A 25,458-nucleotide genomic window follows, 5' to 3' on the forward strand; every position below is an offset into this window, starting at 1 on the left:
TGAGGAGAGCTGCCATGACCACATCCGCCCAGCCGGCCCCAGCCGCCGAAGAGTCGGCGGCCGACGTGCCAGGCGAGGCCGTGCCACCCGGCCCGCCCGATCCCGGTGGGCCCGGTGGACCCGGTGGTTCCGGCGGCGCTTCGGGGACCTCTGGGACCGGCGCTGCCGGAGGGGCCGCGCTGAGCACGCTGATCGCTCCGGTGCGGGGCCGGATCGTCGTCGGCGCGGTCTGCCAGGGACTTGGCGCGCTGGCCGCGGTGGTGCCGTACATCTGCATCGGTGAGCTGGCGCGGACCCTGCTGCACGCCGAGGTCGACCGGGACCGGGTGTGGACGATCGTGACGGTCGCGGCGGTCGCCTTCCTGGCCCGGTTCGTCCTGATCGGCGCCGCCGGCTCGATCAGCCACTACGCCGACGCGGATCTCAGCCACGACATCCGGACCCGGCTCGCCCGCCGCCTGGGCAGGGTGCCCCTCGGCTGGTTCGGCGACCGGGCCAGCGGCCAGGTCAAGACCGCTGTGCAGGACGAGGTTTCCGCGCTGCACACCCTGGTCGCACACGCGGCCAACGACTTCGTCGGCGCCGCCGTCACCCCGGTCGCGGTGCTCGTCTACCTGTTCTCGCAGGACTGGCGGCTCACTCTGATCACACTGGTGCCGGTGGTCTTCTTCGCCGCCGCCTACGCCCGCATCACCAGCGGCTACGGCGAGCAGATGGGCACCTATGTGACGGCGCTCGGCCGGATCAACGCCGCCGCGGTGGAGTTCGTGCGCGGCATCGCCGTGGTGAAGGCGTTCGGGCAGGCGCGGCGGGCACACGCCCGGTTCCTGCGGGAGACCGACGCCTTCGCGGACGCCTTCCACGCCTGGACCCGGCCCATGCTGCGGCCGTTCGCCATCGCCATGGCGGCGGTCTCCGGGCCGACGATGCTGCTGGTCCTGCTCGGCGCCGGGATCGTCTTCGTCGACCAGGGGTGGACCGCCCCGGTGGACCTGGTGCCCTTCCTGGTACTGGGCATCGGGCTCGCCGGGCCCCTGCTCAACCTGGAGCACTCGGCCACCGCGATGCAGCTGGCCCGCGGCGCCGCGAAGAACATCACCGGCCTGCTGGACACCCCGGTGATCAGCGAGGCGGCCGCACCGCGGGAGCCCGCCGGGCACCGGGTGGAGCTGCGCGGTGTGTCGTTCAGCTACGACGGGCGCACTCCGGTCCTCGACGGGGTGGACGCGGTGCTGGAACCGGGCACGGTGACCGCGCTGGTCGGCCCCTCGGGGTCGGGCAAGTCAACCCTGGCCGGGCTGCTGCCACGGTTCGCCGACCCGGACGCGGGCGCGGTCCTGCTCGGCGGCACCGACCTGCGGGAGATCCCCGCCGACGCGCTCTACCGGCACGTCGGGTTCGTCCTCCAGGACGTCGGACTGCTGCGCGCGAGCGTGCACGACAACATCGCCCTCGCCCGTCCCGGAGCCACCCGGGAGGAGGTGATCGAGGCGGCGCGGGCCGCCCACATCCACGACGTCATCAGCGCCCGGCCGGGCGGCTACGACGGGGTGGTCGGCGAGGACGCGCACTTCTCCGGCGGTGAGGCGCAACGCGTCACCATCGCCCGCGCGCTGCTGGCCGACACTCCGGTGCTGGTCCTGGACGAGGCGACCTCGTGGGCCGACCCGGAGTCGGAGGCCGCGATCCAGGACGCGCTGTCCCGGCTGGCAGCCGGCCGCACCGTGCTGGTCATCGCCCACCGGCTGTCCACCGTCACCGGGGCCGACCAGATCCTGGTCCTGGACGGCAACCGGATCGTGGAACGCGGCCGGCACCCCGAACTCCTGGCCCGGCAGGGCCGCTACGCCCAGCTGTGGGCCGCACAGTCCGAGGGCGCGGACACCGGGGACGCGGAGGTCGCCCCCGGCTCCGGGAGCGTTGATGCCACCACCGCCACCGGCAGCACGACGTCCATGACCGCCCCCGAGACCGAGTCCGGGACCGGGACCGGCACCGAGACCGGGATCGACGCCGAGGAGGCAACGTCATGATCCGTCAACTGGGAACCCTGCTCGGCCCCGAGCACCGCACCGCCTACCGGCGCTACGTCGTCTCGCTGGCCGCGTACAGCGTGCTCCAGGGCATCGCCTACGTCCTGCTGGTACCGGTCCTGCGGGACCTGCTGGCCGGGGACATCGGCGGGGCCGGCCGCTGGTTCGGGCTCCTCGCCTTGGTCGTGGTGGCAGGCTGGCTGGTCTCGTACGCGAGCCAGCAACTGGGCTTCCGGCTCGGCCACCTGATCTCCCGCACCCTGCACCACCGGCTCGGCGACCATCTCGCCGAGCTGCCGATCGGCTGGTTCCGCGGCGACCGGATCGGCAGCATCGGCCAGCTGACCAGCAAGGGCGTCGTCGACATCATGGGGCTGCCCGCCCACCTGTTCCAGCCGCTGGTCTCCGCCGCCGTCACCCCGCTCACCGTGGTGGCCGGGATGCTGGTCATCGACTGGCGGCTCGGACTGTGCGCGCTGGTCGCGGTGCCGCTCGTGTTCACGGTGTTCCGGTGGGCCGCGGCCCGCGCCGCCGGTGTCGACGAGGAACTGCACCACACCTCCGCCGAGGCCGCCGACCGTGTGGTGGAGTACGCCCGGCTCCAGCCGGTGCTCCGCGCGGCCGGCCGCACCGGCGACGGCTACACCCAGCTCGCCGAGGCGCTGGCGGTCCAGCACACCGTGCAGCGGCGGCAGTTGCGCCGTACGCTCCCGGCGCTCGGCGGCAACGCGCTGACCGTTCAGCTGGTGTTCACTGCGCTGATAGTGGTCGGGGCCGCGCTGGCGCTGCACGATCCGGACCGCACCCCGCAGGTGATCGCCCTGCTCACGCTGCTGGCCCGGTTCGCCGAACCGCTGGCAGAGTCTGCCGAGTACGGGGCCCAGTTGCGGGTCGCCCGCAACAGTCTGGGCCGGATCAACGAGGTGCTGGCCACCCCGCCGTTGCCGGAGCCCGCCACCCCGGTGGCGCTGACCGGGCACCGGATCGACGTCGACCGGGTCACCTTCGGCCACACCCCGGACCGTACGGTGTTGCGGGAGGTCTCCTTCAGTGCCGAGGCGGGCACCACCACAGCCGTCGTGGGCCCCTCCGGAGCCGGTAAGACGACGTTGCTGTGGCTGCTGGCCCGGTTCCTGGACGTGGAGCGGGGCAACGGCGCCATTCGCATCGGCGGGACCGATCTGCGCGAGCTGACCACCGAGCAGCGCGCCGGGCTGATCACCCCGGTCTTCCAGGACGTCTACCTCTTCGAGGGGACCATCGCGGACAACATCCGGCTGGCCCGCCCGGACGCCACCGACGCCGAACTGGCCGAGGCCGCCCGGCTGGCCCGGGTGGACGAGATCGTGGACCGGCTGCCCGACGGCTGGGACACCCAGGTCGGTGAGGGCGGCACAGCACTGTCCGGCGGCGAACGACAGCGGGTCTCGGTGGCCCGCGCGCTGCTCAAGGAGGCGCCGATCGTGCTGCTCGACGAGGCCACGGCCGCGGTCGATCCGGAGAACGAGGCGGCGATCACCGCTGCGCTGGCCGCGCTCACCGCCGACCGCACCGTCCTGGTCGTCGCCCACCGGCTGACCACGGTGACCCGCGCCGACCAGATCCTGGTGCTGGACGAGGGCCGGATCGCCGAGCACGGCACCCATCCGGAACTGCTGGCCGCGGACGGCCGCTACGCCGCGTTCTGGCGGGAGCGCCGCCGCGCCCAGGGCTGGCACCTTGATCCCGTCGGCTGAGCCGTGGGGGAGGGTGTGAGACGGTGGCGGGCATGGCAACGCACCCCGGTAGGCCGGGTACCGGCAAGGAGGCCCGGCCGCGCCGGGGCACCAAACCCAAGCTCACACCCGCTCAGGTGGTCTACGCGGCGCTGGAACTGACCCGCGAGCACGGCCTCGACGGCTGGACGGTCCGGCAGTTGGCGCAGGAGCTGGACACCTGGCCCAACACCATCGCCCACCACGTCGGTGACCGCGAGGCGGTGGTGCACGCGGTCGTGGAGCGGGTGGTGGCCATGATGCCGAACCCGCCGGCCGACCTGGGCTGGCAGGACTGGTTCCGGGCGCTGCTGTACCCGAGCCGCGGCATCATCGGCCGCTACCCCGGGGTGGCCCGGCGGCTGGCCCGGGACGGGGCGACCGTGCCCGCCGCGCTGCCGGTCATGGACCGCGGCATCGGGTTGCTGACCGCGGCGGGCTTCGGCGAGCGGGCGCCGCGCGCCTACGCGGTGCTGCTCAACACCGCGGTGCTGCTGGTGGCGCTGGACGACGACCGCAGGCTCCTCGGACTCGGCGACGCGGCCGCCGTACTCATGGCGATGGCGCCGCCACCCCACGCGGGCATCGGCTGGGCCACGATGCAGCCCTGGTTGCAGCAGTGGTCGGAGGACCCCGACACCAGCCGAGAGACGCTGTTCCGCTACACGGTGGAGACACTGCTCGCGGGCCTGGAGGCCGACCTCGCCGGCTCGCGAGCGTCGGGTTCCGCCGACGGCTGAGCGGCGTTCACCGGGCCGAGGGCCCTGGTCCGGTGAACGCCGGGTCGACATGGACCGGACCGACTTGGACCGGACCGACACGGACGGGGTCTGCGGCCGCCGGTTCAGGAGGCGGGCGCAGACGCCGGGCTCTCGCTCAGCGGGCTCCGATCGAAGCGGCACAACCGCCGCACGCGACACGGACGGTGCCGACTACTTCTGCTCGGACTCGCGCCGCTGGTAGTCGCGCGGAGAGAGGCCGTGGAAGCGGGAGAAGGCGGCGCTGAAGGTGGGGAGGTGGGCGTATCCGATCCGGCGCGCGACGGCGCTGGGCTGCGCGCCCCCTGCGAGCAGGTCGCGCGCGATGCGCATGCGGGCGGCATAGCGCCAGCGCCCCAGTGTCATACCGGTTTCGTCGCGGAAGGCCTGGTGGATCTCGGCACCGACATCGACAGGGTGCGTTCCGCCGGGCTCGCCGATGCGGCGCAGGCACTCCATGGCGACGGCACGCGCGCGCGGATGCGTGGGCATCGGGACCGACAGTGCTCGCTGCGCGGCAACCTGTTCCGTGAACAGGTCGAGGATGTGGCGGGGGTCGTGGTGGTCGGGACGCAGTCCGGACCGGGCGCTGATCGAGCAGAACATCAAGTAGTCGTCCCAGGCAGGGGAGAACCGCACCTGTAGCGGCACCGGCAGTTGGAGGTCGCCGGTGCTGGCGTTGCCCAGGGGCAGGGAGACGGAGTTCTCGCGGAGTCCGGTGACGTGCTCCTTGTCCGCGGGAATCCAGGTCGCCACTCCTCGCTCCCGCTCGTAGCGTTGGTCACCGATGTCCAGATACCCGCTGCCCCGGTACATCCAGCTGAGGACGTGGACGTCGTTGGTGTGCGACGGCGTGCTGGCCGCGGGCAGCATCTCAGGTGCCGCGGGAGTGTCCGTCTTGCGCATCATCCGGACCAGGTCGTCGGTCTGCCGTGCCGCTGCCGCCCGGTACGTCAGTCCTGCAGGGCCAGGGCCAGGGCGGGCGGAGACCTCCCGTCCGAACTCGCGGGGAGTGAGCCCGAACCGTCCTTTGAAGGCCCGTGTGAGGCCGTTGCGGCTGGCGAAACCCACTCGTGCGGTGACCTGGTCCACGTCGTAACCGGCAGCGAGGAACTCCACGGCGGCGCCGAGCCGGCAGAGCAGCCGCCACTGTTCGAACGTGAGCCCGGTGTCGGCAAGGAAGTCGCGGCGCAGGGTGCGTGCGCTGGAGAGCACTCGCGAAGCCCATTGCTCGACCGTGAGCTCGAGCGCGGGGTCGCGAATCAGTTCCTCGGCGACCGCTCTGGCGCCGAGGGCTCGCGGCATCGCCGGTGAGGTGACTTCTTCCGGGCTCGGACTCCGTCCGGCTTCGGGGGGCGTCGCCGAGCGCGCGCCAGGACGCCGTAGCAACTCCTCGATGGCCGCGGGGGAGTACCCGCGGCCCCGGTAAGGGGTGACCTGGAGGTTGAAGAGCTGGATCAGCCAGTCCTGCCAGCCACTGGGAACGTCGAATCGCGTCAGTTCCGACAGCCCCCAAGCATCGGCGCCGGCGTGGGGCCACAGGGGGAAGGCAACCGTGCCCGGGTCCGTGACGATCGCCCGTTCCGGCCGGTCGTCCGCTGGAATCCAGGCGCCCTCGCCGGTTGTGAGGTGGAGCACCGACCCGCGGTCGAGGGGGAGATGAGCTACGCCGGTGCGAACCCAGAGCAGCAGCGGTCGAGCCGGGGTCTCCGCCGCACCCAACCGCGCGGCCGGAATCGGCGGCGGGCTGCCGGCACCTGCGGTGAGCGGCGGAGAGGGTTCCACGATGTCCTAACCATGTGGCAGTCTGCGCACACCATTGTAGGTAAGGTTTGCCTAACTTTATCAGTGCGTGCCGACCCGACGCCGGTGCGCGACTCCAGACTTCACAACGACCGGAAAGGTCAGCTGCCGCATGCCCAGAACCTCGCGCCGACTCACCGTGCGCCCGCCGACCCTGCGTGAGGTCCAGGTCGTCCGGACCCTCGACATCACCCCGGGAATGCGACGAGTCACGCTGGGCGGCGCACAGTTGCGTGCGTTCACCACTGCGGACGGCATCGTACGGCCGGCCTTCGAGTCCCCGGGCTTCGACGACGACCTCGCGCTCTACTTCCCCTACCCGGGCCGGCGCGATGCGGTGCTCCCGGTCCAGGGCGAGGCCAGGTTGATCGTGCCCAAGGATCCCCGACCGCTGTCGAGGGCCTACACGGTCCGCCGGTGGGATCCCGAGGCCGGCGAGCTGGACGTGGACTTCGTCAGACACGGGGTGGGCGCGGGAACGACGTGGGCTCATCGAACCCGGCCGGGCAACAGGATCCACCTCAGCGGCCCGAGCACGTCCAAGGCGTTGCCGTCCGGCGCCGACTGGTGGCTGGTGGCGGGCGACGACACCGCACTGCCCGCGATCGGCCGCCTCCTCGACGAACTCCCGTCCGACGCGCGGGCGCAGGTGTTCATCGAGATCTCCGAGGACGCTCATCGCCAGCAACTGCGCGAGCTGCCCGGGGTCGACGTGACGTGGCTGGTCCGCTCCGGCGCGGCGGCTGGGACCGTGTCGCCGCTCACCGAGGCCGTACGCGGCGCGCGGTGGTGGTCCGGCCAGGCATTCGTGTGGCTGGCAGGCGAGCACAAGGCCGTCCGGGACATCCGCCGCCACCTGGTCGAGGACCGTGGCGTGCCCAAGGAGGACATCGACTTCGCCGGCTACTGGCGTCATTCCGACGTCGTCGCCCTGGACTCCGACGGGGCGGTACCCGACCCGGAGCGGACGGTCACCCCCTTCCAGAAGCTCCATGACCTGACCGAGCTCGTCGCGCCGATCGCGATCCGCACCGCCGTCGAGCTGGGCGTCCCCGATCTGCTCTCCCGCAGGGCGACCAGCGTCAGCGAGCTGGCCGCCGAAGTCGGCGCCGACGAGCGCGCGTTGGGCAAACTGCTGCGATACCTGCACACCCTGGACGTGGTGAGCGAGACGGAGCCGTACCACTACGCCCTGACCCCGGTCGGTGACGTCCTCACGCTCGAGTTCATCGCCGACCGGCTCCACCCCGGCGGGGTGGTCGGTCGCGAGATGCTCGGGATCCACGGCCTCACGGAGTCGATCCGTACCGGACGGCCCGCCTACGCCACCGTCACCGGCCAGACCTACGCCGACGTACGGACCGAGCAGGACTACGAGGACCGGCACCTGGAGCGCCTGGCCAGGTTCCAGCCCGCACTCGCCGAACCGATCGCCACGTCCGGCCTGCTCACCGGAGTCCAGCACCTGGTGATCCACTCCGGTGGTGCCGGCGCCCACGCCCGCGAGTACGTCGCAGCCGACGCACGCCTGCGCGTGACGATCTGCGCCCTGCCCGCCCAGGCCGACTGGCTGCGCCGCGACCTGCCCGCCACGATTCCGGACGAACGGCAACGCGCGCGGGTCAGCGTGCTGGAGCAGTCCGTCTTCGAGCCCAGCCCAGCAGCCGACGCCGTACTCGTCAGCCGGGCCTTCAAGACCCTGCCCGACGCCGATGCCGCTCACGCACTGCGCCGTGCAGCCCAGAACCTCCTCCCTGACGGACGGCTGCTGCTGATCGAGGAGGTCTTCGACACCGACGAACTCGACGAGCACGACGGCGAGGCAGACCTGATCGGACTGGTCTGCCACGGCTCCGGCCTTCGCACCGCGGCGGAGCTGGACGCCGTCATCGCCCGGGCCGGCCTCACCCGCACGGCGGCGCACACCGTCGGCCTGGGCGTCACCGTGCACGAGCTCCTCCGCGCCACCACCGACTGAACCCCACCACCCGAGAAGAAGAGAACGCCCATGAGCAACATCTCCCTGATCAGACGCGGCGCGGCCGTCGCTGCCGCACTGTTGAGCGCATCGCTCGTCCTCACCGCCTGCGGCGACAGCGGCGACAGCGGTGACAAGGCCGCCGATTCCGGCAGCGACAAGGCCGCCGGGACCCGCAGCGTCAAGGCCGAGAACGGCACCGTCGAGATTCCCGTCGACCCCCGGCGCGTCGTCACGATCGGCAACACGAACCTCCCCTTCATCGATCTGGGCGGCAAGCCGGTGGGCGTCACCGAGGCGTCCGAATCCGAACTCGACGTGCTGCCGAAGGAACAGCGGTCCGCGTACGAGGCCGCCGAGGTCGTCGGCAGCAACGGTGGCGAGGTGGACCTGGAGAAGCTCGCCGCCCTCAAGCCGGACCTCATCCTGGTCCAGTTCCACTCCAGTGACTGGGACAAGGTCGGCAAGCAGCTCGAGACCGTCGCCCCGACCGTGTACTGGGGGCTCGACACCGAGTGGAAGGACTTCGCCGACGCCATCGCGGAGGCCGGGAACGTCACCGACGCGCTCGGCCGGCAGAAGGCGGAGTTCAAGGCGAAGGTCACCAAGATCCAGAAGACCTACGGCAAGACCATCGAGGGCACCTCGTTCGTCGACGTCTCGCGCGGGGACTGGAGCGATCCCGGAACGTTCTACATCGCGGACATCGGCTGCTCCGAGATCGCCCGGGACGACATCGGCCTGGACCTGCCCGAGGCGGCCGAGGGCAAGGACCCCCTGGCCTACGAGTCCCTGCCGTTCGAGCAGATCGGTGAGCTGTCCGAGTACGACGTGATCACCTACCCCATAGGTGCCGACGGCCGGCCGACAAAGCCCTTCGAGCCGGTGATCGGGACCAACACCTGGAAGTCCCTGCCCGCCGTGACCTCCGGCCGAGCGCTGGGCGTCTTCTGCCCCGGCAACAACTCCTACGGCCCTGTCATCCAGTACCTGGACTCGCTCGACAGCGCGCTGGCGACCCTGCCGGCCAAGCAGTGACCCTCCTCGCCGCGCGACAGGACGGTCCGGGTGCCGAGAAGGCGCCCGGACCGCCGCACCATCTGCTCGGCCTGGTCGTCGCCCTGGTGGTACTGGCGGTCCTGCTGGTGCTGAGCGTCATGATCGGTTCGACGGCGATCGCACCGTCGGTGGTGTGGGACGCGCTGTTCCACCCCTCCGCCGGCACCGACCAGTTCGCGATCCGCGACTTCCGGCTGCCCCGCACGCTGGTGGGCCTGACCGTCGGCCTCGCCCTGGGACTGTCGGGCGCGTTGATCCAGGCACTCACCCGCAACCCCCTGGCCGATCCGGGCGTCCTCGGAGTCCACGCCGGCGCGTCCTTCGCGGTGACGCTCGCCGTGGGCGTGCTCGGGGTCCACGACATTCAGGGCTACATGTGGTTCGCGTTCGGGGGAGCACTGCTCACCACGCTCCTGGTGCTCGCCCTCGGCTCGACGCGCCAGGGCTCCACACCCGTGGTCATGGTGCTCGCCGGGGTCTGCGTCGGCGCCGTGCTCGGCGGCGCCAGAGAGGCACTCCAGCTGAGTGACCCGGCGGCCTTCGACGCGATGCGGAACTGGAACGCCGGGTCGATCGCGGGTCGCCCGCTCGAGGTCGTGTGGCCCGTCCTGCCGTTCTTCGCGGTGGCACTCGTCCTGGCTCTCGCGGTGACGGGCCCGCTCAACGCCTTGGCACTGGGGGACGAGGTGGCGGTCGCCCAAGGAGTTCGGCTGGGACGCACCCGCGTGCTCGCGGTGATCGCACTCACGCTCCTCGCCGGTGGCGCCACCGCGATCGCCGGACCCATCGGATTCGTCGGACTCATGGTGCCGCACGTGGCCCGCTGGATCGCCGGCCCGCACCAACGCTGGATCTTCGCCTACAGCGTCCTCCTCGCACCGAGCCTGCTGATCGTCTCCGACATCCTCGGCCGCGTCGTGATGAGACCCGGCGAGATCCCCGTGGGTGTCGTCACCGCCTTCGTCGGCGCCCCCGTTCTCGTCGCGCTGGTGCGGCGGAAGAGAGCGAGCGGACTGTGAACACGCACATCGCGCCGGTGGACTTCGGGCGGCGGGTACTGGTGCTGCGGCACCGGCGGATCGCGGTACGGCTCCAGTGGCGTTCGGTCGTCGTCTGCGCGGCGCTCGCCGCCGCACTCGCCGGTACGGCGGTCCTCGCGCTGATGACCGGCTCGTACGCGCTGAGCCCCGGACAGGTGCTTGCCGCCTTGACCGGCCGGGAGACCGGCATCGTCCACGACATCGTGGTCGAGTGGCGGCTGCCCCGGGTGACCGCGGCGCTGGTGTTCGGCGCCGCCCTGGGCGTGAGCGGGGCGGTCTTCCAGTCCCTGCTGCGCAACCCGCTCGCCGACCCCGGCATCGTCGGGTTCTCCCAGGGCTCCTACACCGGCGCACTGATCGTGATCCTCGTCGTCAACGGCACCTATGTGCAGCTGGTCGGCGGGGCGTTGCTGGGCGGGATGGCCACTGCCGTGGCCGTGTACCTGCTCGCCCACCGACGGGGCGTGCAGGGCTTCCGGCTGATCATCGTCGGCATCGGCGTCTCGGCGATGCTCGGGTCGCTCAACACCTGGCTGATCCTCAAGGCGGACCTGGACGAGGCGATGTCCGCGGCCGCCTGGGGTGCCGGCTCGCTCAACGGAGTGTCCTGGGACCAGGTCGCCGTCGGCGGCGCCTGCATCGCCGGACTCCTGCTGCTGACCGCGATGCTCAGCCGGCCGATGCGGCAGATGGAGCTGGGCGACGACGTGGCCGCCTCACAAGGGGTACGGGTCGCGCCCGTACGCCTCGCCCTGATCCTGGTGGGAGTGGCGCTGACGGCGACGGTCACGGCCGCGTCGGGGCCGATCGCGTTCCTCTCCCTGGTCGCCCCGCAGATCGGACGCAGACTCGCCCGCACCGCCGGGATCACTATGGCCCCCGCCGCCTTCGTCGGCGCGCTGCTGTGTCTGGCGTCGGACTACCTCGCCCAGCACGTTGCCCCCACCCCGCTGCCGGTCGGCATCATCACCGTCGTGCTCGGCGGCGGATACCTCGGATACCTGCTGTTCACCGAAGCCAGGAGACGTCTGTGACCGTGCCCCCGCCCTGCACCGCGCGACTGCGGGTGGAGTCGGCGACGATCGGCTACGACCGGTGGATCATCTCCGAGGACCTCTCGGTGGCGATTCCCGACGAGTCGTTCACGGTCATCGTCGGCCCCAACGCGTGCGGCAAGTCCACCCTGCTGCGCAGACTGTCACGCCTGCGCAAGCCGTCGACCGGGCAGGTCGTCCTCGACGGTGCCGACATCAACTCCTACCGGACCAAAGAGGTGGCGCGGCGGGTTGGGCTGCTGCCGCAGACCGCGATCGCCCCTGACGGGACGACCGTCGCCGACCTCGTGGCCCGGGGACGCCACCCCCACCAGGGATTCGTCCGGCAGTGGACCGAGGACGACGAGCGGGCCGTGCCCAGGGCGATGCACCGGACCTCGGTCGCCGACCTGGCCGGCCGCCCGGTGGACGAACTGTCGGGCGGTCAGCGCCAGCGCGTGTGGGTGGCCATGGCGCTCGCGCAGCACACGGGCATCATGCTCCTCGACGAACCGACCACCTTCCTCGACATCACCCACGAGATCGAGCTGATGGAGCTGTTCACCGGCCTGTACCACTCGGGCCACACCCTGGTCGCCGTCCTGCACGACCTGAACCACGCCGCCCGCCACGGCACCCACTTGGTCGCCATGAAGGACGGCGCCGTGGTCGCCGAGGGCACTCCGGAGCAGGTCGTCACGGCCGAACTGGTCGAGGAGGTGTTCGGCCTGCGCTGCCCGGTGGTGCCCGACCCCGTGGCCGGCAGCCCCCAGGTGGTGCCGCTCGGCCGCGAACGAATCCGACGAGGGTCCACCGACAACACCGACGTGGAGAGCGCGAGAAATGGCTGATCCGTCCATCGAGAAGCTGTCGACCGGCCAGTGGAGCCCGGAGACGTTCCGGCATCACCTCAAGCAGGTGGGTGCACCGCTGGTCCAGCGGGTCTCCGCGGACGAGGTGGACGTGACGTTCGTCGACGAGCCCGCAGACGGCACGACGGTCACCCTTTCGGTGGTGATCGGACCCAGGATCGGCTTCAACCCGATCGACACGCAGTTCACTCCGCTACCGGGGACGCCGTTCCGCGTGCTCACCCTGCGGATACGTTCCGACCTGCGCTTCTCGTACGTGTTCACGCGGCGTGGGCCGACGGGTGAGGGCGAACGGGTCGCGGACCCCTTCAACCCGCCGCCGAGGTTCTCGCAGTGCTCGGTGGAGCGGTTCTCCGGGGCCTCGGTGGCAGTGCTGCCCGACGCGGTGCCCTTGCCCTGGCTCGCTCAGGCCGAAGCGCGGCCGGCCCCGGCAGCGGAAGCAGCCGTGCTGGCGAGCGACCTCCTGGGAGACGAACGCCGCATCTGGGTCTCGATGCCGCCGGGAGAGTTCTCGCAGGACAGCGCACTGCCCTTCGTGATCCACCTGGACGGAACTCCGGACCACAGCGCGCCGAGCGTGCGCGACGCCCTGGTCCGGGCGGGACTGATCCGACCCTGCGCGGTGGTCCTCGTGGAACAGCCCGCACCGCAGCGGGACGAAGAGCTGCTCTGCAACCCGGCCTTCTCCCGGATGCTGGTCCAGGAACTGCTGCCGTGGCTCCACCACCGGTACCCGCTCTCACACGATCCCGGCGATGTCGCGCTGGCCGGCGAGAGCTTCGGCGGTCTGTGCGCCGGCTGGACGGCACTCCACCATCCGACGACCTTCGGCAACGCCATACTCCAGTCCCCGTCGTGCGGGTACCACCCCGACCTCAGGTGGGGCAGCGGGGCGGGCGAACTGCTGCGCCGCACCCCCGTACCGGCCCTGATCGCCGACTACCTGGCCGCGCCGAAGGCACCGATCCGCATCTTCCACGATGTCGGTGAGCTGGAGAGCTCCAATACCCACAGCCGCTGGCTGGACCACGTCCTCACCGCAAAGGGCTACGACACCCTCTACCGGGAGTTCGCCGGCGGACACGACTACGCGTGGTGGCGGGGAATCCTCGCCGACGCCCTGCTCTGGTGCTTCCCGCTCAGCAGCCCGGATCGGAGCCAGGCGTGAGGAAGTCCGTATGCTCCCCGGGCGCCGACACCGCGGGGCTGGGGCGGGGACCACTGACCCGCCTGCTGCCCGTGCTCCTGCTCGCTCCCGCCGAGCCGCTCGATGCCCCGCCGTTCGCGTGCGGGCCGGGAACCACCCCGGGCCGGTTCCTGCTGCGTGTGATCTTCTCGGTCAGGCGGATCAGCGTTCCCGCGATGCTGCTGGCGCTCGTGTGGCAGGTGGGGGAGTCCGCGGTCCCGGTGGTGACGGGACTCGCGATCGACCGGGCCGTCGCGACCGGGGACGAGGAACAACTGGTCCTGTGGCTCGGCGTGCTGGGAGCCCTCTACGCCGTGCTCACGTCGGCCGCGCGGTTCTCGCTGCGGCTGACCGCCTACGCGGTCCAGACGGTGCAGCACCGGCTCCGCGCCACCCTGTCGACGGGCGTCCTGCACCCGGTCGGTGGCACCGGCCGTGCGCCGGGGGGCAACGTGGTCTCCGTGATGACGAACGACGTCGCGCGCCTGTCCAACGCGGTGATCCTGACGATCATCCCGGTCTCGAGGATCACGGCCATCGGATTCATCGCGGTCTCGCTGCTGGCGACGCACTGGCTGCTCGGACTCGTGGTGCTGTGCGGGGCGCCGGTCGCGGTCTGGTCGATGGGCTTGCTCAGCGCGCGGCTTTCCCGCGACACCCGCGCGTACCAGGAGTTGCTGGCCTCCACGGTCGGACAGGCCACGGACCTGGTCGCCGGCTACCGAGTGATCAAAGGGATGCGCGCCGAGGCCGAGGCGACCCGCCGCTACCGGCAGGAGAGCCAACAGACCCTTGTCGGAGCCGAACGCAACGCGGGCCTGCTGGGCAGGTTCCTGCTCAGCTCCGGCGCGGTGAGCGGCACGTTCGCCGCCGCCGTGGTGGCTCTGGCGGGCTGGTTCGCCGTGGCAGGACAGCTCAGCATCGGCGAGCTGATCACCGCCGTCGGCCTGGCTCAGGCACTGCTGCCGCAGATCCAGGCGATCGCCGGCACCTCCATCCCCAACCTCGCCGGCGCCCGCGCCTCGTCCGTGCGCGTCGTCGACGTGCTGCGGGACAACGCCACCTCACCGGCCGGATTCGACGACGCGCCCCCGCGGGAGGTCTCCGCGCTGCCGGAACTGGACGTGATCGTGCCGAGCGGCTCCGGGCCCGGCACGAGGATCCAGGTCGAGCCCGGCGAACTCGTGGGCGTGCGCGCCGACGACCGGACCGCCGCCCGCGTCGTCGCGGCGCTGCTGGACCCGCGAGCCGAAGAAGAGATCGAGGCGCGCCTGGACGGGATCACGGCGCAGACACTGTCCCCGCTCCAGTACCGCTCCCGGGTCACCGTCGCCCCGCACCGCGCCACGCTGTTCAGCGGCACCCTCCGCGACAACGTCGCCGTGACCGCGGGCACGCCCCTGCGGGTGGACGCCGCACTGCGGGCCGCCGCCTGCGACGACTTCGCCGCCGACCTGGACGTCCCGGTCGGCGAGGACGGCAACCGGCTCTCGGGCGGCCAACGCCAGCGAGTCGCGCTCGCCCGCGCCCTGGCGAGCGACGCGCCGGTGCTCGTGCTGCACGACCCGACCACCGCCGTCGACTCGGTCACCGAGCACACGATCGGCGGCCGGCTGCGCGGGGTCCGGGCAGGCCGCTCGACGCTGCTGATCGCCTCGTCCCCGGCGCTGCTCGCGGCCTGCGACCGCGTCGTCGAGCTGCCTGACGACGTATCAGCGGCCCTGAGGGCGCGAGCGTGAACGGCACCTGCGCCGCGCTCGACAGCGCGGCTGGCGACCCCGGACTGCCCGTCGCGGGCGGCCGTGAGACAGCCAGGGAGGTGTGGCGACTCAGCCGCGGACACCGGCTCCGGCTGGTCGCGACCGGGGTGCTGGGGGTCGTCAGCACGGGCGTCGACCTGATCGTCTCCGTGGCGATCGGACTCCTCGTCGACCGCGTACAGGCCGGCACCGCGGACCTCGCCACGGTCCTGACGGTCACGGCCGTCATGGTGCTCTCGGCCGTCCTCGGCGCTGCGGGCACCGCGCTCACGATCGTGCTCGCCACCCGCGTCTACCACCGCGTCCTGGCCGCGCTGCGCGAGCGACTCGTGCACCGCGCCATGACCCTTCCGCAGCACCTCGTCGAGAGCGCCGGCACCGGAGACCTGATCTCGCGCTCCAGCGACGACGTCACCGCCGTCGCCGACGCCGCCCCCACCGTGATCCCGGTACTCACCGTCACCGCCTTCACCATCGTCGTGTCCCTGGGCGGGCTGGCGGCACTGGAATGGCCCTACGCAGCCGCCTTCGCCGTCGTACTGCCGCTCTACGCGCTGGCCGTGCGCTGGTACCTGCGCATCGGACTGGGCGTCTACCGCGCCGAGCGCACCGCGATGAGCGCGCGAGCCCAGCAGATCCTCGAGTCCCAGCGCGGCCACGCCACCGTCCTCGGCTTCGGGCTCGCCCAGCAACGACACCAGGCCGTGATGACGGACTCCTGGCGCGTCGCGAGGCAGTCGCTGCGCGCACGCACCGTGCTGAGCATGCTCAACGCCCGGTTGAACCTGGGGGAGTGCCTGAGCCTGGCCGCCGTACTCGTCGTCGGCTTCGTCCTCATCGAACACGACGCGTCGACCCTCGGCGGCGCCACCACCGCCATGCTGCTCGTGCTGCGCGTTCTCGGACCGGTCAACCAACTGCTGCTCGTCATCGACACCCTCCAGTCCGCCTTCGCGTCGCTGAGCCGCATGATCGGCGTCGTCACGATTCCGCTCAGCTCCCCGGATGCCTCAACACGGGCCACGAGCAGTGCCGTACAGCTCGACGCGATCTCGTTCCGCTACGACGCGGGGCCACGGGTCCTCAACGGCATCACCCTCGACATCCCCTCCGGCCGGCGTGTGGCCGTCGTCGGCGCGTCCGGGGCAGGCAAGACCACGCTCGCGGGCGTGGTCGCCGGCACCCACCTGCCTGAAGCCGGCACGGTGACCCGCCCCCGCCGTACCGCGATGATCACCCAGGAGATCCACGTCTTCGCGTGCACCCTGCGCGACAACCTCACCCTTGCGGCGCCCGGGGCCAGTGACCGCGACCTTCATGAAGCGCTTCAGGCGACCGGCGCCGCAGCGTTCCTCGATGTTCTCCCCGAGCGGTTGGACACCCTCCTGGGCGTCGGCGGACACCCGCTCACCGACGCACAGGCACAGCGACTCGCCCTGACCCGCCTGCTGCTCACCGACGCTGATCTGGTGATCCTTGACGAAGCCACCGCCGAGGCCGGCTCCACCGATGCCGGACAGCTCGACCGCGCTGCTGACGCCGTCCTTGCCGGGCGCACCGCAGTTGTTGTCGCGCACCGCCTCTCCCAAGCAGCGGCCTGCGACCGGATCGTGGTGATGGAACGCGGCGCGATCATCGAAACCGGCACCCACGCAGAGCTGGTCGATGCCGGAGGTGTGTACGCCGGACTGTGGGCGGCCTGGGAGGCGGCTCGATGACAACAGCAACACGGAGCCGGCATTCGCCGCAGCACGCCGAGGCCTGTTGAAGCCTGAGGAGCGTCTGTTGGGCAGCCGATGCACGGCCGGCTGGCTGCTGATCATCGCCGACGCGGGCGGTTCCAAGGGGTACCGCACCCGCACCTGGAAGTCCGAACTAGCCCGGTTCGCAGCCGAGTCCGGCCTGGCGGTCACCGTCTGCCACCAGCCTCCCGGAACATCGAAGTGGCACAGAATCGAGCACCAGCTCTTGTCCCACATCACCATGAACTGGTGCGGCAGGCCCTTGACCAGCCACGAAGCTATCGTCGAGAGCATCGCCGCGACCACCACCAAGACCAGCTTGACGGTGCACGCCGAACCCGACACCGGTCGACATCCCCACCGGCAACAATCAACGCCAGAACCCCGCCCCGGAGATCGCACGCACCCTGAGCGGGCTGCTCAGGCGGCATGGTGCAGGGGCGGGAGCAGGGTGAACAGGCCGCGGGTGCCGGTGAGTTCCAGGACGCGCAGAGCCGGGCCGCGGACCCCGCGCAGTTCGAGGGTCCCGCCCGCGGTCTCCGTGCGGCGGCGCAGTTCCAGGAGCAGGTACAGGCCGCTGGAGTCCATGAAGGTGAGACCGGACAGGTCGAGGGTGAGATGCCTGCTGCCGTCCAGGCGGTCGGTGATCTCGGAGATCTGCTCCAGAGCCTGCCGGTCGAGCTCTCCGGTCAAGTTCACCAGGGTGTCGCCCGGGTGTGTCGAGACGCCGAGGTAGAGGTTCATGCGCGGGGCCTCCGTCCGAGGAGGAGCCCATCACGGTCGGCTGCCTGCGGTCCCAAGCGAGGAGTCCGTCATGTGCCGGCACAGGGGCCGGGCGTAGCCGAGCAAGACCACCCGTACCCACCACCGGTCATCTCGATGACCGCTCAGCAGCGCGGGGACCCTCACCAGACCAGGCTGGTTAGTCCTCCGAGCCTGTCACCTCCGCCCCGGTTTGGCCAGAGCACCCCGGCCGCGCCCGGCCGGGGTGCAGCAACAGTTCTTGCATGGTGGGGGTCACAGCCGGCACACCTCCCGCCTCACTCACTAGGGCGTCCCGAACCACGACACGTCGTTGACCTCCATCTCGGTGCGGATCCGGGCGAGGCGCACCGGGTGGCACCACCGTCCCGGGCGACGTCCACAGCCACCTCGGCCGCGGCGTCCGGCACGACCCGGTACACCGCGAGTTGCTGCCGGGAGCCCCACCCCGCCGTGAAGGTCGGTCCGGTCCACGAGCGACGGGCCCCCGCGGCACGGAGCCCCTCGGCCAGGGCGCGGCGAAGAGTGGTGTGCAGCGTCCTGGTCCGGCCGACGTAGCGCAGCCGCCCGCCCTCGTCGAAGCGGCCCAGCAGCGCGCTGGTGGGCGCGGCGAGACTCCCGGCGACGGCACCCACGACCGCCTCCTCGGTGGCCCGAGCCTGTGCCGCCACCCCGCGGATGATCCAGCATTTCCTGAATTCAGGACAACGTGTACTGTCATGATGTGCTGACGGTTGCTTCCGACATCGACGTGCTGGCCCGTTTCGGCCGCGCGCTCGCCGATCCGATCCGCTGCCGGATCCTGCTCGCCCTGCGCCAGGCGCCGGCCTACCCGGCCGATCTCGCCGACGCGCTCGGCATCTCCCGTACCCGGCTGTCGAATCACCTGGCCTGCCTGCGGGACTGCGGCCTGGTCGTGACCGCGCCCGACGGGCGCCGTACCCGCTACGAGCTCGCCGACGAACGCCTCGGCCACGCCCTGGACCACCTGTTGGCCGCCGTGGTCGCGGTCGAGTCCGACCAGACCTGTCCGTCCGCCGCCACGAAGGACTGCTGCTGATGACCGCGATATCGCTCGGCACGTCCCCGGCCCGCCGCGAGGTGCTCACCCGCCGGATACGGCTGCTGGTCGCCGCGACCATCACCTACAACGTCATCGAGGCTGTCGTCGCCCTCACCGTCGGCACCCTGGCCTCCTCCACCGCCCTGGTCGGCTTCGGACTGGACTCGGTCATCGAGGTGTCCTCCGCCGCCGCGGTCGCCTGGCAGTTCTCCGCCCGCGAGCACGCGGTCCGTGACGCGCGGGAGCAGACCACCCTGCGGATCATCTCCCTCTCCTTCTTCACGCTCGCCGCCTACGTCAGCGTCGACGCCGTGCGCGCGCTGGCCGGGAGCGCCGAGGCCGACCGCTCGATCCCCGGCATCGTGCTGGCCGCCCTCTCCCTGGCCGTCATGCCGTTCCTGTCCGCCGCCCAGCGCAGGGCCGGACGGGAACTCGGCTCCGCGAGCGCGGTCGCCGACTCCAAGCAGACCCTGCTGTGCACCTACCTCTCCGCCGTCCTGCTGGCCGGCCTGATCCTTAACGCCGTGCTCGGCTGGTCCTGGGCCGACCCGATCGCCGCCCTCGTGATCGCCGCCATCGCCGTCAAGGAAGGCCGCGACGCCTGGCAGGGCAAGGGCTGCTGCGCACCTGCCGCCCAGCCGGTCGCCGCCAGCCGCTCACACGGACCGGTCCCGGACTCGGAGGATGCGTGCGGGTGCGGCGCGGGCTGCTCCTGCTGTTCGTGAACATCTCGTTGCCATCCCGCTCTGCCAGCGTGCGGGCCGTTGATGCTGGCCGGGTGATCGAGGGGCAGGGACAGCGGTGGAGTGGACGATCTGGACGGGGCTGGCCGCCGGGCTGCTGATCTCGACGGTGACCGCGCCGTCGCGGGCGACGTCGGCGGAGACTTCGATCACGGTGTCCGGCACGACCAGGTGCACCGCGAGTTGCTGCCGGGAGCCCCACCCCGCTGTGAAAGACCGTCCGGCCCACGGGTGGCCGGCCCCCGCGGCACGGAGCCGGTCGCCCGGGGCGCGGCGGACGGTGGTGTGCAGGGTCGTGGTACGGCCGACGTAGCGCAGCTGCCCGCCCGCGTTGAAGCGGCCCAGCAGCGCGCTGGTGGGCGCGGCGAGACTCCCGGTGACCGCACCCACGAGAGCTTCCTCGGTGTGCCGCGCCTTGCACTTCGTCCACCCCCGCCCGCCCGGCACGTACCGGCTCGCCACGGGCCGCAGGACCAGGCCCTCGATGCCGACGGTCGGATAGTCGGCCAGCCACGCGGAAGCCTGCTCGGGATCGGTGGTGGCCGGACACAACGACCACGGCGCCACCAGGCCATGCTCCGCGAACAGGCCCTGAAGGGCGGCGTAGCGGTCGCCGAAGGAGCGGCCGGTCAGGTCCCGGTCGTCCAGCCGCAGCAGGTCGAACGCAACCAGGTGCGCCGGATGCTCGACAGCCGCCCGGGCCGCGCTCGCACCACGGCGGTGGCATCCGCTGCTGAAGACGCTCGAACACGAGCCGACCCTCTTCCCACACCACCAGCTCGCAGTCCACCGCCGTGTCCACCGGCAGCCGCCGCACCGCTTCCTCGATCTCCGGGAACGCGGCGGCCAGGTCGCCGCCGTTACGGCTCCGCACCGCGACCCGCCCCTCCGACCACCGGCCCACCAGCGCGCGGTAGCCGTCCCACTTCGGCTGCGCCGCCCACCCCACCGCCAGCACCGGATCACTGACCGGCACAGCACGCATCGGCTCAGGCAACAACCACACAGACGACGACGGCGAAGGCATGCCCAACGCCTTCCACCCTCAAGAACACTTGCGGCACACACCTCCCCAGATGGCCGCGTCCGCGCTCATCACGTTTCCGGTTCACCGGCCTTCCCGGTGCGCGGATAGAACCAGTCAGGCAGCTTGGTTTTCCCATCGGTTCGCACGGAAGCAAGCTGCGACAGGAGCAAACCGACAGCGCCCGACACATCAGCCCCGGACAGGTGGACGTTGGTGAGGTTCGCCCCGGTCAGGCCGATGTCGGTGAGGTTCGCCTCATACAGGTCGACGTTGGTGAGGTTCGCCCCGTGCAGGTTGACGTTGGTGAGGGTCGCCCCGTACAGGCCGACGTCGGTGAGGTTCGCCACGGTCAGGGTGACGTTGGTGAGGGTCGCCCTGGTCAGGGTGACGTTGGTGAGGTTCGCCCCGGACAGGTTGGCTCTGGTGAGGTCGGCTCCGGTGAGGTTGGCGCCGGCGAGGTGGAGACCGTGGAGGTTGAGGGGTTCGCGGGGGTCGACGTGGGTGCGTGATTCGGGGCGGGTGAGAGCGGTGAGAGCGGCTTGGACATCGGCTTCAGGGCTGTCAGGCAGCGGATCACCCGGCGCAGCACCAGGCTCTTCGGGCCCCTGAACGGCGGGGCGCGCGGCGGGCGCGCGGTGGCGGATGAAGTGGCCCAGGACGCGGGCTGCATCGGTGGCGGCCTGCTCGGGGGCGTCCTGGACGATCTGCTCCAGCGCGAGGATCCCGCCGATACGCACGTAGATCTCGGGTGAGCCGAGGCGCTCCAGGGCCTTGGTGAACCGGTCGGTGATCTGCCCCCGCCGCGTCAACCGGTACGTGCGCGCGGTGTAGAGCAGCGCGATCCCCGCACCGAGCGCAGCGGTGAACGCCACCACCGCCGTCCGCAACCCGGTCACCAGCGCACCGGACTGCTCCTTCAGCTTCGCCTCGTCAGATGATCCCTGTCGATCACGAACGGGCCCTTCCAGACCAACCACGGCAGCACCACGAACAGCACGAACGCCCCCACCAAAATCAGCGCGTACATGCCCCACCGCCGGGTGCGCTGCCAGCGCCGAACCCGTCTCCGACGCCGATCCAACGCGGTCACACGCGGGCCTAGCTGCCGGAACTGCCGATACTGCTGACGGAAAGCGCGCAGGGCGCGGACGGGGTGCGGTGTCCTCATGCCTCGTACATGCCGACACACCCACCCCCAGTTGCACCACCCCGAGATCAACATCCCCCCGTGCCGCACCCGGGCAGACACCACCGCGGGCGCAGCAACCCCCCTTGCAGGGTGGGGTTCTGGCGCGGTGCCACGGTGCCACACCGCGCCCCGGGCACGCCTGCGGCGCCGGACCCGCTGCGCGGCCCGGTCAAGGGCCGTCTGGGGTGTCCTGCCGGTCTCTGCGGGTCGTGCCAGCGTTGGGGCGGGGATCAGCGCCCGTCAAGGTGCAGGCTTCCTACCGGGCGAAGTCCGAGACCGCGCGGCCGCCGGAGCCCTACTCTGGTTGATTCGGTTCGGGTGCGGTGTCGGGGGACTGGGATGAGTGCGAACGGGGCGTCCAGCGACGCTTCTGACGGCATGTCGAAGCGGACGTGGTTTGTCAGTTACGCGGGTCCGGACCGTGCGTGGGCGGAATGGATTGGCTGGCATCTCCTGGACGCCGGTTATCAGGTCGAGTTGGACTACTGGAGCTGGGGCGCGGGCGACAATTTCATTCTGAAGATGAATGCCGCGCTGGAGCAGGGCCGGTTCCTTGCCCTGTTCTCCCCGGCCTATTTTGAGCCGGAGCGGTATACGACTCCGGAGTGGACTGCGGTGCTGGCCATGAAGGGGAAGATCACTCCGGTCCGTGTGGCGGAGGTTGTTCCTCCGGCCATCCTGGGCCCGGTGATTGCGCCTGCTCTGTTCGGTCTGGATGACCTGGCCGCGCGTGAGGAGTTGCTGCGGGCGGTGAGGGGCCCGTCCCGGCCAGATCGGGTGCCGGCCCGACCGCCTGGGATGCTGTCCCGGCTCGGCGCCACCGGCCCCCGCCTGCCCGGCAGCCTGCCGAGGGTACGGAACCTGCCGGCCCGCAATGCCGTGTTCACGGGCCGGGACGGCATGCTGGTCCACTTGCGCGAGGCGCTGGCCTCCGGCCGCCGGGTGGCGGTGCAGGCTCTGTACGGCCGCGGTGGGGTCGGTAAGACACAGCTCGCCCTTGAGTACGTCTACCGGTTCGCGGGGGAGTACGAGATCGCCTGGTGGATCGCGTCCGAAGACCCTGCCCTGATCCCCGAGCAGCTCACCCAACTCGCCGTCCGTACCGGCATTGTCCCCACGGGCACCCCACCGGCCGCCGCGGTCGAATTGCTGCTGGCCGATCTGGGGGAGCGCTCACGCTGGCTCCTGGTGTTCGACAACGCCGAAGACCCCACCACCCTCGCCGCGTTCCTGCCCGGCGGCCCCGGCCATGTGCTGATCACCTCCCGTAACCCGCACTGGAACAGCCACGCCGTTCCCCTCGACGTCGACACCCTCTCCCGCACCGAATCCATCGCCCTGCTCCGCGCTCAGGGCGCGCAGTTGTCCGACGCGGACGCCGACCACATTGCTGCCGCGCTGGACGACCTGCCCCTCGCCCTCGCCCAGGCAGCAGCCCTGCTGACCGGGAGTCTGTCGGCTGCGGACCTGAAGGAGGAACTGGCCGCGAACACGGCTGCAGTCCTCGCCGCGGGCCCCCCGCCCGCGCACTACCCGGTGTCACTGGCCGCCCAGATCCAGCTCACCGCCGACCACCTCCACCAGGACCACCCCGGCGCACACACCCTCCTGTTGGCGCTCGCGCTCCTGGCACCCGAACCCTTCCCCCTCACCTCCTGCGCCGCCCGCCTGCCCGACCAGGCATCTACGCTCCTGGCCGGCGTGCTGGCGTCACGGTTGGCAGCGGGTGCCGCGTTGCAGTCCATCGCCCGGCACGGCCTGGCCCGCGTCCAGGACGGCACCGTCCAACTGCACCGCCTCACCCAGGCCGTCCTCACCGACCACCTCACCCCCGACCAACACCACACCGCAACCACCGACACCGAAGCCCTCCTCACCGCAGCCAACCCCGGCGACGCCAGCGAGCCGCGGTTCTGGCCGGCCTGGCAGACCCTGCTCCCGCATGCCCTGGCCGCCGACCCTGCCCAGCTCACCAACGGGAAGGGGCGAGTTGTGGTGCGTCAGGCGTGCTGGTACCTGATGGACCGCGGGCAGCCGGCCCCGGCACGCGAGCGGCTACAGACCCTGTATGACACCTGGCGCCGGCAACTTGGCCCCGACCACGACGACACCCTGGCGGCCGCCCACTCCCTGGCCCGCGCCTTCGACGACACCCTGGACCGCGAGCGTGCGCGTGCTCTGGCCGAGGACACCCTCGCCCGGCGACGGCGCCTCTATGGCGAGGAGCACCCCGACACCCTGAACAGTGCCCGCAGCCTCGCTGTCCGGTTGTGGGCACTGGGGCGGTACCAGGAAGCCGTCACCCTGCACGAGAAGACGCTGGAGGTGCAGCGGCGGGTGCTGGGTGTAGAGCATCCGGACACGCTGACCACGGCGACGGGACTGGCCATCGATCTGGCGGCTGTGGGTCGGGTGGAGGAGGCGGTGGTGTTGGGGGAGGAGACGTTGGGGGTGCAGCGTCGGGTGTTGGGTGTGGAGCATCCGCACACGCTACTGACGGCGTCGAACCTGGCCATCTGTCTGGCGCAGGTGGGTCGGGTGGGGGAGGCGGTGGTGTTGGGGGAGGAGACGTTGGGGGTGCGGCGTCGGGTGTTGGGTGTGGAGCATCCGCGGACGCTGGCCACGGCGACGGGACTGGCCATCCGTCTGGCGGCTGTGGGTCGGGTGGAGGAGGCGGTGGTGTTGGGGGAGGAGACGTTGGGGGTGCAGCGTCGGGTGCTGGGTGCGGAGCATCCGGACACGCTGCTGACGGCGTCGAACCTGGCCATCGATCTGGCCGATGTGGGTCGGATGGAGGACGCGGTGGTGTTGGCGGAGGAGACGCTGGAAGTGCGGCGGCGGGTGCTGGGGCCTGAGCACCCCGACACCCTGACCTCGATCAGAGTGTCGGAGCGGCTGCGTACTAGGGAGAAGGATGCGTGACGGTTCCTGCGAGTGCCGGCAGGGTGTGAAGAGCCTCGTGGCGAGGGTGTCGAGCCGGGCGTAGACGACGAGTTGGCCGAGCAACTGCTCGAGGGACAGCCCGGCTCGGGCGGTGCCGTGCGAGGGCATCCGTCTTGCGACTCCGACTGGCACGCCGATTCGGAAACAGGCGGCCCGTTCCGTCATGTCCCCAGAGCAGAACGGCTGCCGCGCCAGCCCCGGACACGCGAAGATTCATCGAACTCAATTCGAGGAATTTACCGAGGAAAGCACAGCGGCAATACCGAGCCATTCCAGAATCCATCCACCCGAGAAAAAGAAGCACTTTCGCGGGAAGCCTCACTGGTTCCATTCGAGCGGTTCCGGAATTTGGCACGAAGTGTTTTTGACGCATCTTCAGGAATGGTGCCGGTGAGGAGGGCTCAGTCCAGTCTAGATCTGGGCTCTAAGTTTGATGCACAGCGCCAACCCTGACTGTCAGTCAGGGTTTCGGCGGCACGCGCTCCGCTCCCGCACCTGCCCCACCACCCCTCTCCCCTCGCTGCGCCTTTCGGGGTCTGGAGCGCAGCGGAAGGCCCCTGCTCCGACCGCGCAGCGGCCGGAGTCCAACGGGGCCGCGCAGCGGGCCTGTTGGAGCCGGGCACGCAGTGCCCGGCTCGCGCTCTCGCGGAGCGGGAGCGCAACCAGCCCGCGCAGCGGGCGGGTTCGCTTCTTCGGGCGCAGCCCGAAGGGG

The 25,458-nt window shown here is 71.2% G+C and carries 19 protein-coding genes and 2 pseudogenes; 15 read left to right on the top strand and 6 right to left on the bottom strand.

What is annotated here, in order from left to right:
- Positions 1 to 14: 14 nt before the first annotated feature.
- From ACIPSE_RS43340 to ACIPSE_RS43350, 3 genes are read left to right on the top strand one after another with little or no spacing between them, the layout of a single operon-like run.
- Positions 15 to 2,033, top strand: a complete 2,019-nt coding sequence (locus tag ACIPSE_RS43340; protein ID WP_401674794.1) for an ABC transporter ATP-binding protein — start codon at positions 15 to 17, stop codon at positions 2,031 to 2,033.
- Positions 2,030 to 3,769: an ABC transporter ATP-binding protein gene (locus ACIPSE_RS43345; protein WP_401674796.1), complete on the top strand. Its 1,740-nt coding sequence runs from the start codon at positions 2,030 to 2,032 to the stop codon at positions 3,767 to 3,769. Before ACIPSE_RS43340 ends, ACIPSE_RS43345 begins: the two co-directional genes overlap by 4 nt.
- Positions 3,770 to 3,801: 32 nt before the next feature.
- On the top strand, positions 3,802 to 4,527 hold the full coding sequence (locus ACIPSE_RS43350; RefSeq protein ID WP_401674799.1) for a TetR/AcrR family transcriptional regulator: 726 nt from the start codon (positions 3,802 to 3,804) through the stop codon (positions 4,525 to 4,527).
- A gap of 192 nt (positions 4,528 to 4,719) precedes the next feature.
- Here the strand turns inward: ACIPSE_RS43350 and ACIPSE_RS43355 are convergent, their stop codons facing one another.
- Positions 4,720 to 6,183, bottom strand: coding sequence for a helix-turn-helix domain-containing protein (locus tag ACIPSE_RS43355; protein WP_401674802.1), 1,464 nt, complete (start codon positions 6,181 to 6,183; stop codon positions 4,720 to 4,722).
- Positions 6,184 to 6,460: 277 nt separating this feature from the next.
- On the opposite strand from ACIPSE_RS43355, the gene ACIPSE_RS43360 reads away from it, so the two are divergent.
- The 9 genes and pseudogenes from ACIPSE_RS43360 to ACIPSE_RS43400 form a co-directional block, all read left to right on the top strand.
- Positions 6,461 to 8,326, top strand: a complete 1,866-nt coding sequence (locus ACIPSE_RS43360) for an SIP domain-containing protein (RefSeq protein ID WP_401674804.1) — start codon at positions 6,461 to 6,463, stop codon at positions 8,324 to 8,326.
- Positions 8,327 to 8,356: 30 nt separating this feature from the next.
- A complete protein-coding gene (locus ACIPSE_RS43365) occupies positions 8,357 to 9,364 on the top strand; it encodes an ABC transporter substrate-binding protein (RefSeq protein ID WP_401674805.1) in 1,008 nt (335 codons plus the stop codon).
- On the top strand, positions 9,361 to 10,404 hold the full coding sequence (locus ACIPSE_RS43370; protein WP_401674807.1) for a FecCD family ABC transporter permease: 1,044 nt from the start codon (positions 9,361 to 9,363) through the stop codon (positions 10,402 to 10,404). Before ACIPSE_RS43365 ends, ACIPSE_RS43370 begins: the two co-directional genes overlap by 4 nt.
- Positions 10,401 to 11,459: a FecCD family ABC transporter permease gene (locus tag ACIPSE_RS43375; protein ID WP_401674810.1), complete on the top strand. Its 1,059-nt coding sequence runs from the start codon at positions 10,401 to 10,403 to the stop codon at positions 11,457 to 11,459. The genes ACIPSE_RS43370 and ACIPSE_RS43375 overlap by 4 nt, the downstream gene beginning before the upstream one ends.
- The gene (locus tag ACIPSE_RS43380) at positions 11,456 to 12,310 is read left to right on the top strand and encodes an ABC transporter ATP-binding protein (RefSeq protein ID WP_401674812.1); all 855 of its coding nucleotides are present in this window, start codon (positions 11,456 to 11,458) and stop codon (positions 12,308 to 12,310) included. Before ACIPSE_RS43375 ends, ACIPSE_RS43380 begins: the two co-directional genes overlap by 4 nt.
- Entirely contained in the window at positions 12,303 to 13,499 is a 1,197-nt protein-coding gene (locus ACIPSE_RS43385; protein ID WP_401674815.1) for an alpha/beta hydrolase-fold protein, read from the top strand. The genes ACIPSE_RS43380 and ACIPSE_RS43385 overlap by 8 nt, the downstream gene beginning before the upstream one ends.
- A complete protein-coding gene (locus tag ACIPSE_RS43390; protein ID WP_401674817.1) occupies positions 13,496 to 15,256 on the top strand; it encodes an ABC transporter transmembrane domain-containing protein in 1,761 nt (586 codons plus the stop codon). The genes ACIPSE_RS43385 and ACIPSE_RS43390 overlap by 4 nt, the downstream gene beginning before the upstream one ends.
- A complete protein-coding gene (locus ACIPSE_RS43395) occupies positions 15,253 to 16,995 on the top strand; it encodes an ABC transporter ATP-binding protein (RefSeq protein ID WP_401674819.1) in 1,743 nt (580 codons plus the stop codon). Before ACIPSE_RS43390 ends, ACIPSE_RS43395 begins: the two co-directional genes overlap by 4 nt.
- A gap of 85 nt (positions 16,996 to 17,080) precedes the next feature.
- Positions 17,081 to 17,377: pseudogene (locus ACIPSE_RS43400) on the top strand (ISAzo13 family transposase); the annotation flags it as partial.
- Between the two features lie 62 nt (positions 17,378 to 17,439).
- Here ACIPSE_RS43400 and ACIPSE_RS43405 read toward each other — a convergent pair.
- Both ACIPSE_RS43405 and ACIPSE_RS43410 read right to left on the bottom strand, forming a co-directional pair.
- Positions 17,440 to 17,763, bottom strand: coding sequence for an STAS domain-containing protein (locus ACIPSE_RS43405; RefSeq protein ID WP_401674822.1), 324 nt, complete (start codon positions 17,761 to 17,763; stop codon positions 17,440 to 17,442).
- A gap of 296 nt (positions 17,764 to 18,059) precedes the next feature.
- Positions 18,060 to 18,452, bottom strand: a complete 393-nt coding sequence (locus ACIPSE_RS43410; RefSeq protein WP_401674825.1) for a hypothetical protein — start codon at positions 18,450 to 18,452, stop codon at positions 18,060 to 18,062.
- 53 nt (positions 18,453 to 18,505) lie between these two features.
- On the opposite strand from ACIPSE_RS43410, the gene ACIPSE_RS43415 reads away from it, so the two are divergent.
- Together ACIPSE_RS43415 and ACIPSE_RS43420 are read left to right on the top strand one after the other, a co-directional pair.
- Complete coding sequence (locus tag ACIPSE_RS43415) at positions 18,506 to 18,841, top strand: ArsR/SmtB family transcription factor (protein ID WP_401674828.1); 336 nt, start codon at positions 18,506 to 18,508, stop codon at positions 18,839 to 18,841.
- Entirely contained in the window at positions 18,841 to 19,569 is a 729-nt protein-coding gene (locus ACIPSE_RS43420) for a cation transporter (RefSeq protein WP_401674830.1), read from the top strand. Before ACIPSE_RS43415 ends, ACIPSE_RS43420 begins: the two co-directional genes overlap by 1 nt.
- Here ACIPSE_RS43420 and ACIPSE_RS43425 read toward each other — a convergent pair.
- From ACIPSE_RS43425 to ACIPSE_RS43435, 3 genes and pseudogenes are all read right to left on the bottom strand, one after another.
- A complete protein-coding gene (locus tag ACIPSE_RS43425; protein ID WP_401674840.1) occupies positions 19,501 to 20,259 on the bottom strand; it encodes a hypothetical protein in 759 nt (252 codons plus the stop codon). The two genes, ACIPSE_RS43420 and ACIPSE_RS43425, sit on opposite strands and share 69 nt — an antisense overlap.
- A 115-nt stretch (positions 20,260 to 20,374) precedes the next feature.
- A pseudogene (locus ACIPSE_RS43430) lies at positions 20,375 to 20,614 on the bottom strand (ATP-dependent DNA ligase); the annotation flags it as partial.
- Between the two features lie 68 nt (positions 20,615 to 20,682).
- Positions 20,683 to 21,648: a pentapeptide repeat-containing protein gene (locus tag ACIPSE_RS43435; RefSeq protein ID WP_401674832.1), complete on the bottom strand. Its 966-nt coding sequence runs from the start codon at positions 21,646 to 21,648 to the stop codon at positions 20,683 to 20,685.
- A 533-nt stretch (positions 21,649 to 22,181) separates the two neighbouring features.
- Between ACIPSE_RS43435 and fxsT the strand changes: the two genes are divergently transcribed.
- Positions 22,182 to 24,725 carry an FxSxx-COOH system tetratricopeptide repeat protein gene (gene fxsT / locus ACIPSE_RS43440; protein ID WP_401674835.1) on the top strand — a complete coding sequence of 848 codons (2,544 nt, stop codon included), beginning with the start codon at positions 22,182 to 22,184 and terminating at the stop codon, positions 24,723 to 24,725.
- Positions 24,726 to 25,458 lie beyond the last annotated feature (733 nt).

This window comes from Streptomyces sp. NPDC090106, assembly GCF_044747265.1.
Lineage (GTDB): Bacteria > Actinomycetota > Actinomycetes > Streptomycetales > Streptomycetaceae > Streptomyces.

Excerpts from the sequence above, each read along its gene's own strand:
- ACIPSE_RS43340 (WP_401674794.1), top strand. The coding sequence starts at position 15 with ATGACCACATCCGCCCAGCCGGCCCCAGCCGCCGAAGAGTCGGCGGCC.
- ACIPSE_RS43385 (WP_401674815.1), top strand. The coding sequence starts at position 12,303 with ATGGCTGATCCGTCCATCGAGAAGCTGTCGACCGGCCAGTGGAGCCCG.
- ACIPSE_RS43420 (WP_401674830.1), top strand. The coding sequence starts at position 18,841 with ATGACCGCGATATCGCTCGGCACGTCCCCGGCCCGCCGCGAGGTGCTC.
- ACIPSE_RS43345 (WP_401674796.1), top strand. The coding sequence starts at position 2,030 with ATGATCCGTCAACTGGGAACCCTGCTCGGCCCCGAGCACCGCACCGCC.
- ACIPSE_RS43350 (WP_401674799.1), top strand. The coding sequence starts at position 3,802 with ATGGCAACGCACCCCGGTAGGCCGGGTACCGGCAAGGAGGCCCGGCCG.
- fxsT (WP_401674835.1), top strand. The coding sequence starts at position 22,182 with ATGTCGAAGCGGACGTGGTTTGTCAGTTACGCGGGTCCGGACCGTGCG.
- ACIPSE_RS43360 (WP_401674804.1), top strand. The coding sequence starts at position 6,461 with ATGCCCAGAACCTCGCGCCGACTCACCGTGCGCCCGCCGACCCTGCGT.
- ACIPSE_RS43365 (WP_401674805.1), top strand. The coding sequence starts at position 8,357 with ATGAGCAACATCTCCCTGATCAGACGCGGCGCGGCCGTCGCTGCCGCA.
- ACIPSE_RS43405 (WP_401674822.1), bottom strand. The coding sequence starts at position 17,763 with ATGAACCTCTACCTCGGCGTCTCGACACACCCGGGCGACACCCTGGTG.